Genomic DNA, 13,155 nt, shown 5'->3' on the forward strand with positions numbered 1-13,155 from the left:
CCTGCCGCTTGTCAGACCAGGAGGCGTTCGCGCAGCATCGCGCCCAGGTTGATGCCACCCACCGGGCGGGGGCCGTTGGGGTCGTGGACGGCGACGGTGTTGTTGCGCCGCATCAGTTCCCGGACCGGAGGAGGCAGCCGGGGCGGATCGTCCACTGCGGTGAGGAGTTGCCCGGTGCTGGAGATCAGTCGGTCGGCAAGGGTGGCGGCGTGGGTGTCGACCCGCACCCGCCCGTACTCCCAGCCGGCGGTGGTGAGGTCGAGCACCTCGAACATGCGGGTCAGCAGGGGGTTGGGGTCGGTCACCCGGTCGAGCCGGGGCGCCTGACTGCCGATCACCGCGACGGCGGCGGTCACCTGCGCGTACGGGTGGAAGCCGGACGGCAACGCGAACAGTGGCCAGCGCAGGGCCGGACCGGCCTCCTTCCACAGTGGCCGGTAGTTGCGGCGGTTCACCACCAGCCGGCGGCCCGTCCGCAGGTGGATGTCGTGTGCCTGGGCCTGGAGGTCGCCGTGGGCCTCGTCGGCGACCTGGTTCACGATCTGGGCTGCCACCACCAGGCCGTCGTCACCGTCGAGCATCCCGGTGATCGCCTCGACCTGCTCGGGAAACCGGATCCGGGCGTGGGCGCCGTACCGGTGCCGGGTGTCGTGTAGCAGTGTCTGCTGCCGCTCGGCGTCGAGTTGGATCCGCCCGCCGCCGCCCAGCAACTGCCGGAGCCACCGCATGTCGCCTCATTTCAGCAGAGTCCGTCCGGACGGCCATGCTAGTGCGTCGGATGTCCCTTCTGTCGTGTTGGGGTGCCGGTTGGGCCGGTGTCTCGGAGCGTGCTGGTCAGCGGCCGTCGAGGACGTCGCGCAGCCTCGCCGCGAACTCCTCCGGCTTGCCCGCGTAGCCGTACTCACCGCCGAGGAAACCACCGTGGTGGCTCGGAAACACAACGGCTTCCTGGCCCAGCAGCGCCGCGGTGCCCAGTGCCGTACGCGCGGTGTACGTCCCTGCCGATTCCTCGCCGACCGCGATCACGATCCGGGTCGGCGCGGCGGTGAGTACGTTCGCGTCGGGAACGTAGTCGGTGATCGCCCACGAATTCTGGGACAGCAGTGGATCGTCCCGGTTGCCGTCGTCGTCGGTCGACAGGCCGAACATCGCCGGGTCGGGCGTGGGCTGGGCGAAGTAGGCGTCGGTGAACTCGCCCTGCCAGGACGTCATGGCGATGAACGCGGCCATGCCTGCCCCGGTGCCGTTGCTCTGGTACGCGTCGTAGAAGGCGGCGCGGGCGCGCTCGGCGGCGGTGGCGTCCGGGAGTACGGCGTTGATGGGCGGCTCGTGCGCGACAAGCGTGACGACGTCGCCGGGGTGGGTGGCGACCAGTTCGAGTGCTGTCACCGCGCCGCCGCTGCTGGCGAACACGTCGACCGGACCGGCGTCGAGCGCCTCGATCAACAGGTGCAGGTCGGCCGCCTGGCGCTGCGGTGTGTGGTCGGACCGGCCGTCCGAGCGGATGCTACGGCCCAGCCCGCGCGGGTCGTAGGTGACGACAGTGCGGTCGGGGAAGTGTGGGGCGAGGGCGTCGAAGCCCTCAGCCGTCATCGGCTGGCCGATCATGAGCAGTGGTGGGCGTCCGTCGGTCGGCGGCAGCGGGCCGCGAACGTCGTAGACCAGGTCGACGCCGGCTATGGCGAGGGTGTGCGCCTGCGGTTCCGTCATCCGGTGAGACTACGGCCGACGGGGCGGGGTCGAGGTGCGCGAATCGCGTGGCCCGAGCGCCGCTTCCGGCGGGAGGTCGCCCCATTGTTAAAACCTCGTGGCGTCGACCACTTCACTATGCATGACCATGCGGCATGGTGCATACTCTTCCTCGTGTCCAAGGTTCTCACCTCCCTGCCCATCGGCGAACGTGTCGGCATCGCCTTCTCCGGCGGCCTCGACACCTCGGTCGCGGTCGCGTGGATGCGCGACAAGGGCGCCGTCCCCTGCGCCTACACCGCAGACATCGGCCAGTACGACGAGCCCGACATCGGTTCGGTGCCCGGTCGCGCACTCAGCTACGGCGCCGAGGTCGCCCGGCTGGTCGACTGCCGTGCCGCCCTGGTCGAGGAAGGGCTGGCCGCGCTGACCTGCGGGGCCTTCCACATCCGCTCCGGCGGGCGGGCGTACTTCAACACCACCCCGCTGGGTCGGGCCGTGACCGGGACCCTGCTGGTGCGGGCGATGATCTCCGACGACGTCCAGATCTGGGGCGACGGCTCGACGTTCAAGGGCAACGACATCGAACGGTTCTACCGGTACGGCCTGCTGGCCAACCCGCAGCTGCGCATCTACAAGCCGTGGCTCGACACCGACTTCGTCACCGAGCTGGGTGGGCGCAAGGAGATGTCGGAATGGCTGCTCGAGCGCGGCCTGCCGTACCGGGACAGCACCGAGAAGGCGTACTCCACCGACGCCAACATCTGGGGCGCCACGCACGAGGCGAAGACCCTCGAGCACCTCGACACCGGCATCGAGACCGTCGAGCCGATCATGGGTGTCCGGTTCTGGGACCCGTCTGTGGAGATCCCGACCGAGGACGTCACGATCGGCTTCGACCAGGGTCGCCCGGTGACGATCAACGGCAAGGAGTTCGGCAGCGCTGTCGACCTCGTGCTGGAGGCCAACGCCATCGGCGGCCGGCACGGCCTGGGCATGTCGGACCAGATCGAGAACCGGATCATCGAGGCCAAGAGCCGAGGCATCTACGAGGCGCCGGGCATGGCGCTCCTGCACGCCGCGTACGAGCGACTGGTCAACGCCATCCACAACGAGGACACCCTTGCGAACTACCACAGCGAGGGCCGTCGCCTCGGCCGGCTGATGTACGAGGGCCGCTGGCTGGACCCGCAGGCGCTGATGCTGCGCGAGTCGTTGCAGCGCTGGGTCGGCGCGGCGGTCACCGGCGAGGTGACGCTGCGGCTGCGCCGGGGCGAGGACTACTCGATCCTGGACACCACCGGGCCGGCGTTCAGCTACCACCCCGACAAGCTGTCGATGGAGCGTACCGAGGATTCGGCGTTCGGTCCGTCGGACCGGATCGGTCAGCTCACCATGCGCAACCTGGACATCGCCGACTCGCGGGCGAAGCTTGAGCAGTACGCGACGCTTGGCATCGTCGGCGGCGGAAGCTCGCAGCGGATGGTCGGGGCCGCGCAGGCCGCCTCGACCGGGCTGATCGGCGCGATGCCGGAGGGCGGCGCGGAGGCGATCGCGTCCCGGGGCGTCTCGTCCGCCGACGACGCGGCCCTCGACCGCGCCGCGATGGAGTTCGGCGTCGACTGAGCGCAGTGAGGGAGTTCGGCGTCGACTGACGCCTCGTTCGATCTCCACCCGGCGGCCCGCCACGCAGCACGCGTGGCGGGCCGCCGCTGTCGGCGGCGACCCGTCGTACGGGCGGCCTGCGTCACGCGTGTGAGCCGCGCCGCCGGGACCGCGGGTGTGCCGACTCCGGCACCGACACTGCAACAAACCTGCAAGCGTCAGCTCTTGCCTCCAGGGAAACCGCTTTCCTACGATTGCCTTACATCGATGTTTCGTTCGTGGGTCGGGCAGCCACACATCGACAATTGCCGCCAGCCGCAGGGCCGTTCGCGCGACGGTTCCCCATTTCCTGGGCTGTGGCATTCCGGCGAGCTGTTTTGCGACTGACCGTCGCCGATTCCGGGCGGTCGGTGGTGCCCCGTGCCGAAGAAGCGCGGCCGCGACGGCTGCCGCACGCACTGGCAGAACCAAATCGATACGAAGTGAGGCGAGATGAGACGACCAGTCGCACTGCGACTTCAGGCGGTGGTGGCCACAGCGGCCGTGGGGATCGTGACAGGGCTGATCCTGTCGACCCCGCAGGCGTCGGCGGCTGTCGGCAGCGCCACCGGCTACGCCACCCAGAACGGCGGAACCACCGGCGGCGCGGGCGGGCAGACGGTACGCGCGACCACCGGTACCGCGATCCACGCGGCGCTGTGCGGGCGGGCCAGCAGCAGCACCCCGATCACCATCGAGGTCAGCGGAACCATCAACCACGGCAACACCAGCAAGGTGTCCGGTTCGAGCTGCAACACCGCGGACGGCGTCATCGAGCTCAAGCAGATCAGCAACGTCACGATCATCGGGGTCGGCAGTGCCGTCTTCGACCAGATCGGCATCCACATCCGCGACTCCAGCAACATCATCATCCAGAACGTGACGGTCCGGAACGTCAAGAAGTCGGGCTCGCCCACCTCCAACGGAGGTGACGCCATCGGCATGGAGAGCACGGTCCGCAACGTCTGGGTCGACCACGTCACGCTTGAGGCGTCCGGTGGCGAGTCGGAGGGCTACGACGGCCTGTTCGACATGAAGGACAACACCCAGTACGTCACGCTCTCCTACAGCATCCTGCGCAACTCCGGTCGCGGTGGCCTGGTCGGGTCGAGCGAGAGCGACCTCTCCAACGGCTTCATCACGTACCACCACAACCTGTACGAGAACATCGACTCCCGTACTCCGCTGCTGCGCGGGGGCACCGCCCACATCTACAACAACCACTACGTGAGCCTGCGCGAGTCCGGCATCAACTCCCGGGCCGGGGCCAAGGCCAAGGTGGAGAATAACTACTTCCAGAACTCCAAGGACGTGCTGGGCACGTTCTACACGAACGAGCGGGGCTACTGGCAGGTCAGCGGCAACGTCTTCGACAACGTGACCTGGTCCAGCGCCGGCAGCGAGAACTACCCCGCCGGCCCCAACCCGACGTCCAACACCACTGTCAACATCCCGTACTCGTACAGCCTCGACGGCGCGAGCTGCGTGCCGGGCATCGTCCGTCAGACGGTGGGTGCCAACACGGGCCTGAGGGTGTCGAACGGCAGTTGCTCGCCGCAGACCCCGTCGCCCACGACGCCCGCGCCGACCACCCCGCCGCCGACGACGCCGGCCCCCACCACGCCGCCGCCGACCACCCCGCCGCCGTCGGGCGGGACCAACCTCAGCCTCGGTGCCGGCGCGGACGGCTCCAGCAAGGCAAGCGGGACCAGCTACGGCAACGTGCGTGACGGCAACCTCGGCACCTACTGGTCGCCGGCCGGGGCGACCGGCACTATCTCGATCAAGTGGGGCTCCGCAACCAGGGTGTCCCGTGTGGTCATCCGCGAACCGTCAGGCACCCAGGGCTCCATCGGGTCCTGGCAGCTCATCAACAACGACACCGGAGCCGTCCTGGCCTCCGGCAGTGGGGCGGGCTCCATCAGCTTCGCGGCAACCTCACTGACAAAGATCAACTTCAAGATCAACAGCTCCGGTGGTACGCCCCGGGTCGGCGAGTTCGAGACGTACGCAAGCTAGGCGACTGGTTTCCGAACCCGTCACCGGCTCCCCTCAGAGCGTGATTCCGCTCCGGCATCGTGATGTCGGAGCGGAATCACGCTCCTGCACGTGCCCTGCCCGGCGGGGCCGCGCAACTTTCTTCGGACGCTGATGTCGAGAACGCGGGTCTGGTTCCGTCCTCGGGATGAGCGCGACCACAATGGGTCGGATCAGCATCGAGGAGAGACGCGATGGCCAAGTACCTGCTGCTCAAGCACTACCGCGGTGCACCGCCGGCGGTAAACGACGTCCCCATGGACAAGTGGACCCCGGAGGAGATCTCCGCGCACATCCAGTACATGAACGACTTCGCGGCCCGGCTCGAAGGCACCGGCGAGTACGTCGACGGGCAGGCGCTCGCCCCTGAGGGCACGTTCGTCAGGTACGACGGTGAGGGCCGCCCGCCGGTCACCGACGGCCCGTTCGCCGAGACCAAGGACCTCATCGCCGGCTGGATGGTGATCGACGTCGACAGCTACGAGCGCGCCGTAGAGCTGGCCGGGGAGCTGTCCGCCGCTCCGGGGGCCGGCGGGAAGCCCATCCACGAGTGGCTTGAGCTGCGCCCGTTCCTCACCGCACCGCCCACGATCACTGAGTGAACGAGGTCCTGCTCCGGCGCCTCCTGCCGAGCGTGCTCGGTGTCCTCGTCCGCCGCGGAGCTGACTTCGCGGCGGCCGAGGACGCCGTGCAGGACGCCCTGGTCGAGGCCGTCCGGGTGTGGCCGACCGACCCGCCGCAGGATGCAAAGGGCTGGCTGGTCACAGTGGCCTGGCGCCGGTTCCTCGACGCGACACGCTCCGACGCCGCACGTCGGCGGCGCGAGGACCTCGTCGACGAGGAGGCGGCACCCGGCCCGGCGAGCGCGGTGGACGACACGCTTCAGCTCTACTTCCTGTGCGCGCACCCGTCGCTGACGCCGTCGTCGGCTGTCGCGCTCACCCTGCGCGCCGTCGGCGGGCTGACCACCCGCCAGATCGCGCGGGCCTACCTGGTGCCCGAGGCCACCATGGCGCAGCGGATCAGCCGGGCCAAGCGCACCGTCTCGGGCGTGCGGTTCGACCAGCCCGGCGACGTCGCCACCGTGTTGCGCGTGCTCTATCTGGTCTTCAACGAGGGCTACTCGGGAGACGTCGACCTGGCCGCCGAGGCCATCCGGCTCACCCGGCAGCTCGCGGCAGCCATCGACCATCCGGAGGTGGCGGGACTGCTCGCCCTGATGCTGCTGCACCACGCCCGGCGGTCCGCCCGGACCGCGCCCGACGGCAGCCTGGTGCCGCTCGCCGAGCAGGACCGTAGCCGGTGGGACACCGCGTCGATCGCCGAGGGCATCGGGATCCTCCAGGCGGCCCTCGCCCGCGACCGGCTGGGCGAGTTCCAGGCCCAGGCGGCCATCGCGGCCCTGCACGCCGACGCGCCCACCGCCGAGGAGACCGACTGGGTGCAGATCGTCGAGTGGTACGACGAGTTGGTGCGGCTTACCGACAGCCCTGTCGTGCGGCTCAACCGGGCGGTGGCCGTCGGTCAGGCCGACGGGCCGCGCGCCGGCCTGGCGGCGCTCGCGGCGCTGGACGACGCGCTGCCCCGCCACACGGCGGTCGCCGCCTACCTGCGCGAACGCGACGGCGACCTGGCGACGGCGGCGCGGCTGTACGCCGAGGCGGCTCTGAAAGCGCCGAACCTCGCCGAACGGGACCACCTGACGCGCCAGGCCGCCAGGCTCAACGCCCGCCGCTGACGCCGTGGCCGGATCGAGGGGACTGCTCGCCGGGTCGTCGCAGGCGAGCCGTGTTTGCCAGACGCGCCCTCGTCACGGCTGGTGGTGTGCCGTGTGGCGGCTATCCTCCCACCGTGACCCACGAACGTGAGCTGACCTCACCTGTCGATCTGTGTCAACCGGACGGGCGGCTCAATCCGGCTGCGGTCGGCTGGTCCCGGCGTCCCCTGCACACCGCGAACCTGCGCGGCTGGGGCCGGACCAAGCGGTGGGAGTACTGGGGCATCGTCACGCCACGACACATCGTCGGGCTTGTCGTCTCGTCGCTCGACTACGCCGGTGTGCACAGCAGCTACGTGCTCGACCGGGAGAGCGGCGTCGAGACGAAGACCGATGTGGTGGTGCCACTGGCGCGCGGCGCGGTGCTACCGCCGCGCAGCGGTGCGGGCGAGGTTCGGGCGCGCAGCCGTGACCTGGACATACAGATCGACCAGCGTCCGGACGGCACCGCCATCTCGGCGAACGCCCCCGGTGTACGACTGGAGGTGCTGGTGCCGCTGCCCGCCGGGCACGAGTCGCTCGCAGTTGTCGTGCCGTGGAGCCCGACGCGGTTCCAGTACACGGTCAAGGACGTCGGCCGCCCCGTTTCCGGCACGCTTGAGCTGCACGGCCAGACGTACGAGATCGGAGGGCCGGACGCGTTCGCCGTGCTGGACCACGGTCGCGGCAGGTGGCCGTACTCGATCACGTGGAACTGGGCGGCCGGCGCGGCGCCGGGGCGGGCGATCCAGCTCGGCGGTCGGTGGACCGACGGCACCGGGGTCACCGAGAACGGCCTGTTCGTCGACGGTCGGCTGCACAAGATCGGCGACGAGGTGCGATGGACCTACGACCGGTCGGACTGGCTTCGCCCGTGGCGGATCAGCGGCGACCGGGTCGAGGCGGAGTTCCAGCCGTTCCACGAGAAGGTGGCCCGCACCAACCTGGGAGTCGTCGCGAACGAGACGCACCAGTGTTTCGGGCACTTCTCCGGATGGGCCAGGACCGACGACGGGACGAAGGTGAGCCTCGACGGGCTCGTGGGCTGGGCCGAGGAGGCGCGCAACCGCTGGTAGGCCGGGTACCGCCCCGCTGGCCGGAACCCGTCGAGGTGTGGCAGCTTCGCCTCTCGCTGCCGCGGTTTTCCCTGCCTAGGCTGCCTTTTCGATACAGAGTTCCGAAAAGGTGATCATGCTTCGCTATGTCCTGCCGGTCGTCATCGGGCTGGTCTACGTCGGCCTCAACTCCCTTGTTCCCGAGCCGCACCGCCGCCGTCTGAACGCGCTCATCGTCACGGGCGCCGGTGCCGCCTACATCAGTGGCGGTGGATTCGGCCTGTGGGAACTGGCCTTCTGCGCCGTGCTGGTCGTTGTGGGCTACGCAGGCCTCAGCTCCTACACCTTCATCGGCGTCGGATGGCTGCTGCACACCGCCTGGGACGTCCTGCACCACCGCCGCGGCACCCCGCTCATCCCGTCGCTGCACGACTCGTCGTTCGGCTGCGCCCTCTGCGATCCCGTCATCGCCCTGTGGTGCTTCGCCGGGGGCCTGTCGATCAGAGACATGTACGGCCGTGTCCGCCGCCGGGCGACCGGTGCGGGCAGACCCGCGTCAACCGTCGGCGTCGAGGCCTGACTGGCTAGATTTCAGCGATGCGCACCGTGGCAGTGCTCGCCCTCGACAGTGTCGTCCCGTTCGATCTCGCCACACCGATGGAGGTGTTCCAGCGCACCCGGCTGGCCGATGGCCGGGCCGGCTACCAGGTGCGGATCTGCGCGGCGACGCCCACGGTGACCACCGGCGCGTTCAGCATCGCGGTGCCGTGGGGGCTGGACATCCTCGGCGACGTCGACACGATCATCGTGCCCGGTGTCACCGACCCGGGCGCCGCCGTCCAGGCCGCCGCTCTCGACGCGCTGCGGGCCGCCGCCGCGAAGGGCACCCGTATCGCCTCGATCTGCGGTGGTGCCTTCACCCTGGCCGCCACCGGCCTCCTCGACGGGCTCCGTGCCACCACCCACTGGGTCGCCACCGACCAGCTCGCCGCCCAGTTTCCGCGGGTCCAGGTCGACCCGAACGTCCTCTACGTCGACAACGGCCAGTTCCTGACCTCGGCGGGCGCCGCCGCCGGGCTCGACCTGTGCCTGCACATGATCCGGAGCGACTACGGCGCCACGGTGGCTGCCGACGCCGCCCGCCTGTCGGTAATGCCGCTGGAACGCGCCGGCGGGCAGGCGCAGTTCATCGTCCACGAACCGCCGATCCCCGACGGGATCACCCTGGAGCCGCTGCTGGCGTGGCTGCGCGACAACGCCCGTCGCGAACTGACCCTCGCCGACATCGCCCAGCACGCCGGCATGAGCATCCGTACCCTTAACCGCCGCTTCCGTGACCAGACCGGCAGCACCCCACTGCAGTGGCTGCTCCGCGTGCGCGTCCACCAGGCCCAGCGCCTCCTGGAAACCACAGCCCATCCGGTCGACCGCGTCGCCGCCCGGGTCGGATTCGGCTCCACCACCGCCTTCCGGGACCGCTTCAAACTCGTCACCGGCACCAGCCCGCAGGCGTACCGCCGAGCCTTCCGCGGCACCTGACCCCGGGGTCAGGAGATCGCGGCACGCATCAACTCGATGACCTTCTTCTCCACGGCGGGGCTCCAGGCCGTCAGCGCGTACGCCACGGGCCACAGGTCGCCGTCGTCGAGGTTTGCCGAGTCCTGGAAGCCGACCGTGCAGTACCGGTAGTTGAACTTGCCGGCGTCCTGGAAGAAGACGACGATCTTGCCGTCGGCGTTCGTGTACGCGGGCATCCCGTACCAGGTCTTCGGTGCCAGCTCGGGGGCGGCGGTGGTGATCGCCACGTGTACGCGTTCGGCGAGCACCCGATCCTCCGGTGCCATCTGCGCGATCCGGTCGAGGACGGCCTGTAGCCCGTCGGCCTTCTTGGCGCCCTTCCTGCCCTCGGCACGCATCTCGGCGGCGCGCTCCTTCATCGCGGCACGCTCGGCGGCGCTGAAACCATCGGATTCGGTGGTCGTGGCCATTCTCGGCTCCCTCGTTCACGGCTCGGCGTGCGCCGGCCACCTGGGAAAAGGTTAGGACCGGCGGCAGTCGGTGTGCTTCTTGATTCCTGACCGAAAGGGCGGCGCTGCCGAGCTGTCGCCGAGCCGGGGACGGGAATCCGGGCGGATATGCTCGCGTCGGCGGAGCATGCTGCGTCCCCACTTCGGGGCAGGTGTCGATTCGAGGCGTACATGAACATCGGGGAGATCGCCCGCCGGGCCGGGGTGTCCCGTAGCACCGTCTCCTACGTGCTGAGCGGCAAGCGGGCGGTGTCGCAGGCGACTCGGCAGCGGATCCAGGCGGTCATCGACGAGCTGGACTACCGGCCGAACGCCAGCGCCCGCGCCTTGAAGGAGGGGCGCACTCGCACCCTCGGGCTGGTGATCCCGCCGGCGAGTCAGCGGTTGACCGACATGCAGTTGGGCTTCGTCGCCAGCGTCGTCGAGGCGGCCGCCCGCCATGACCTGGACGTGCTGCTGTCCCCGTCCGGTGGTGATCACGACCGGTCGTTCGAGCGGATCGTCACCGGTCGCCGGGTCGACGGCGTGGTCCTGATGGAGATCCGGCTGGAGGACGACCGGGTGACCCGGCTGGCGAAGGCGGGTCTACCGTTCGTCACGATCGGTCGGACCGCCGAGCCGCGCGGCATGAGCTGGATCGACGTCGACTACGCCGGGTTGATTGCCCGTTGCGTACACCATCTGGCCGATCTGGGACACCGGCAGGTCGCGCTGGTGAACCGCTCCGCCGAGCTGGTGGCGGCGGGGTACGGCCCCAGCCACCGGGCGCTGGCCGGCTTCCGGGAGGCGGTCGCGGAGCGGGGGCTCAGCGGCTTGGACGTCTGCTGCGGCGACGACACGGCCGCCGGTGAGGCGTGCGTCGAGCAGCTGCTCGCCACGCACCCGGAGGTGACGGCGGTGGCCACCATCAACGAGGCGGCGTTGCCCGGAATGCAGCGGGCACTGACGAACGCCGGGCTGTCAGTGCCGGCCGACTTCTCCGTCACCGGAGTCGCCGCCCAACATTGGGCGGAGGACTTCCGCCCACCGCTTACCGCCGCGGACGTGCCGACCCGGGAGATGGGCGCCGAGGCGGTGGCGCTGCTGTTGGAGAGCATCGCCGAGCCGGGGGCGGTGCCCCGGCACCGCCTGTACAGCCCGCCCATCTCGTTGCGTTCAAGCACCGGGCCGAGGACTCGTGAGCCGATCCGGTGACGCTTTCCGCCGCGTCCGGCCCGATGCCTACCCGCCTGTCGTCCGCCGCTGTTCCTGGGCGGCGGCGAGGATGAGATAGCTGCTTGCCGTCCAGGTGTACGCGCGGTCCCGCAGCCCGGCACCCGTCTCGGCGTCGAAGTTCTCCGCGAAGCCGGACTTCTCGCACAGAGCGAGGAACCGTCGGCTGACATCGTCGGCGATCCTGGTGTGCCCGGCCCGCCGCAGGCCGTCCTCGACGAGCACAGTGGAGGGTGCCCAGATCGGCCCACGCCAGTAGCCGTCGGCGACATAGTGGGCCGAGTCCGTCGGCTCGGTGGCCAGGCCGTGCGTCGTCAGGTGGGCCTCGACGCCCCGGGCCAGCGCGGCGCTGACCGGGGCGGGTAGGTCCGCGCCGAGCGCGATGGGCATCAGGTCGAGCAGGCTGCGGCTCACCCGCCGCTGCCCGGTGAGTGGGCTGCGGGCGGTGAAGCGCTCGCCGTCCCACAGGTCACGCAGCAGCGCCGTGCGAACCCGGTCGGCCTCCCGGGACCACTGCTCGGCGGGTTCGCCAAGCTCGACGGCGAGGTCGGCGAGACAGCGCAGTTGCGAGACCAGGAACGCCGCGAGGTCGGCGGTTTGCAGGACCCGATCGTGGTCGAAGGTGCTGGCGTTGTCCCAGCCGCTGTCGTTGCCGTGCTGGTAGTGGGGGAGGTCGTGGCTGGGGGCGCGGCGCGCGTCGAGCCAGAAACGGCTCCAACGGGCCAGCCGGTCGTATGTCTCGGCGAGCGCCACCCGGTCCGGGGGTTGGGGGAGACGTCGGCGCAGTTGTCGTAGGGCCCAGCCGTGGATGGGAGGTTTGACGTAGTTGTGCAGGACCTCGGAGTGGGCGACCGAGTCCGGCAGGGCACCGGCCGCGTCCTGGTGGTCGAAGGGCAGGTGGAACTGGTGCCAGGCCAGCTCCGGCTCGCCGGCGGCCAGGGCGATCGCGTTGAAGCAGTGGTCCCAGCTCCACACCTTGTCCATCCAGTGCTTGGACATCAGGACGGCCGGTCGGGCGAGGAAGCCCGCGGGGGAGACGGTGGCCGACCAGAGGACGTACGCGGCAAGCTCGGCTGCGGGCGTGTCCGCGCCGCGCCACGGAGCGACCGCGTCGACGAACGCGGCGAACTCGCTGCTGCGGCGACGGCACAACTCGTCGAAGGTGGCCGACGGGGTGTACGGCCGGCGTGCGGTGGCGTACTCCTCGATGGCGATCTCCCACTGTTGCTCGCCACCGAGGTCCAGGAACCGGTCGGCGGTGCCGAGCGCCTCCACGCCGGCGGTCAGCCGGAGCGCGCCGGAGAGCACTGTGATCCGGTAGCGGCGGCCGGTCTCGTACGAGGTGAACACGTGTGACCCGTCGGTCGGGTCGAGGTACAGGTAGGTGCCGCTGAACGGGGTGAGGGTGTCCGCCGCCGCGGCTATCCGCAGGCCGAGCCGTCGGCCCCGGATCCGTAGGGCGGCCGGCCCGTCGTAGACGGCCTCGATCCGGTCGGCGCCGCTGCGCCAGGTCAGCAACGCGGGCGTGGCGACGACCGTGGTGCCGGCGACCGTCGGGGTGAGGCGCAGCACCGGATGCAGCCCGGTCTGGTGCGAGACCAGGTGCACATCGTCGGCGTACGTCTTCTCGGCTACCACAGGCGAGAGGTTGAACCAGGATCCGCGGTAGCTGAAGGGGATGTCCTGGATGGGAAACTCCGGACCGGGGGAGGCGACGGTCATGGGTAGCGGTTGC

At 70.2% G+C, this 13,155-nt stretch carries 12 protein-coding genes; 8 read left to right on the forward strand and 4 right to left on the reverse strand.

Features of this window, described 5'->3' with window-relative positions; all coding sequences use genetic code 11:
• Window positions 1–11 precede the first annotated feature (11 nt).
• On the reverse strand, window positions 12–728 hold the full coding sequence (locus tag ACPXB1_RS15815; RefSeq protein ID WP_355598347.1) for a hypothetical protein: 717 nt from the start codon (window positions 726–728) through the stop codon (window positions 12–14).
• A gap of 106 nt (window positions 729–834) precedes the next feature.
• The gene (locus ACPXB1_RS15820) at window positions 835–1,710 is read right to left on the reverse strand and encodes an alpha/beta fold hydrolase (protein ID WP_355598349.1); all 876 of its coding nucleotides are present in this window, start codon (window positions 1,708–1,710) and stop codon (window positions 835–837) included.
• A gap of 153 nt (window positions 1,711–1,863) precedes the next feature.
• Between ACPXB1_RS15820 and argG the strand changes: the two genes are divergently transcribed.
• From argG to ACPXB1_RS15855, 7 genes are all read left to right on the forward strand, one after another.
• Entirely contained in the window at window positions 1,864–3,315 is a 1,452-nt protein-coding gene (gene argG / locus ACPXB1_RS15825; protein ID WP_355598351.1) for an argininosuccinate synthase, read from the forward strand.
• 471 nt (window positions 3,316–3,786) lie between these two features.
• Window positions 3,787–5,352, forward strand: a complete 1,566-nt coding sequence (locus ACPXB1_RS15830; protein WP_355598353.1) for a pectate lyase family protein — start codon at window positions 3,787–3,789, stop codon at window positions 5,350–5,352.
• Between the two features lie 212 nt (window positions 5,353–5,564).
• Window positions 5,565–5,972, forward strand: a complete 408-nt coding sequence (locus ACPXB1_RS15835) for a YciI family protein (RefSeq protein WP_053657123.1) — start codon at window positions 5,565–5,567, stop codon at window positions 5,970–5,972.
• Window positions 5,969–7,108 carry an RNA polymerase sigma factor gene (locus ACPXB1_RS15840; RefSeq protein ID WP_355598355.1) on the forward strand — a complete coding sequence of 380 codons (1,140 nt, stop codon included), beginning with the start codon at window positions 5,969–5,971 and terminating at the stop codon, window positions 7,106–7,108. The genes ACPXB1_RS15835 and ACPXB1_RS15840 overlap by 4 nt, the downstream gene beginning before the upstream one ends.
• A 113-nt stretch (window positions 7,109–7,221) precedes the next feature.
• Complete coding sequence (locus ACPXB1_RS15845) at window positions 7,222–8,202, forward strand: DUF2804 domain-containing protein (RefSeq protein ID WP_355598357.1); 981 nt, start codon at window positions 7,222–7,224, stop codon at window positions 8,200–8,202.
• 115 nt (window positions 8,203–8,317) lie between these two features.
• The gene (locus ACPXB1_RS15850; RefSeq protein WP_355598359.1) at window positions 8,318–8,761 is read left to right on the forward strand and encodes a DUF6010 family protein; all 444 of its coding nucleotides are present in this window, start codon (window positions 8,318–8,320) and stop codon (window positions 8,759–8,761) included.
• 17 nt (window positions 8,762–8,778) lie between these two features.
• Window positions 8,779–9,720, forward strand: coding sequence for a GlxA family transcriptional regulator (locus tag ACPXB1_RS15855; RefSeq protein ID WP_425735464.1), 942 nt, complete (start codon window positions 8,779–8,781; stop codon window positions 9,718–9,720).
• An 8-nt stretch (window positions 9,721–9,728) separates the two neighbouring features.
• On the opposite strand, the gene ACPXB1_RS15860 is transcribed toward ACPXB1_RS15855, so the two are convergent.
• A complete protein-coding gene (locus ACPXB1_RS15860; protein WP_425735465.1) occupies window positions 9,729–10,169 on the reverse strand; it encodes an iron chaperone in 441 nt (146 codons plus the stop codon).
• 210 nt (window positions 10,170–10,379) lie between these two features.
• Between ACPXB1_RS15860 and ACPXB1_RS15865 the strand changes: the two genes are divergently transcribed.
• Window positions 10,380–11,402 carry a LacI family DNA-binding transcriptional regulator gene (locus tag ACPXB1_RS15865; RefSeq protein ID WP_355598365.1) on the forward strand — a complete coding sequence of 341 codons (1,023 nt, stop codon included), beginning with the start codon at window positions 10,380–10,382 and terminating at the stop codon, window positions 11,400–11,402.
• 27 nt (window positions 11,403–11,429) lie between these two features.
• Here ACPXB1_RS15865 and ACPXB1_RS15870 read toward each other — a convergent pair whose 3' ends face one another.
• Window positions 11,430–13,142: an amylo-alpha-1,6-glucosidase gene (locus ACPXB1_RS15870; protein ID WP_425735466.1), complete on the reverse strand. Its 1,713-nt coding sequence runs from the start codon at window positions 13,140–13,142 to the stop codon at window positions 11,430–11,432.
• Window positions 13,143–13,155: the final 13 nt, after the last annotated feature.

Origin of the sequence: Micromonospora sp. DT68, from assembly GCF_049847245.1 — a bacterium.
Lineage (GTDB): Bacteria > Actinomycetota > Actinomycetes > Mycobacteriales > Micromonosporaceae > Micromonospora > Micromonospora profundi.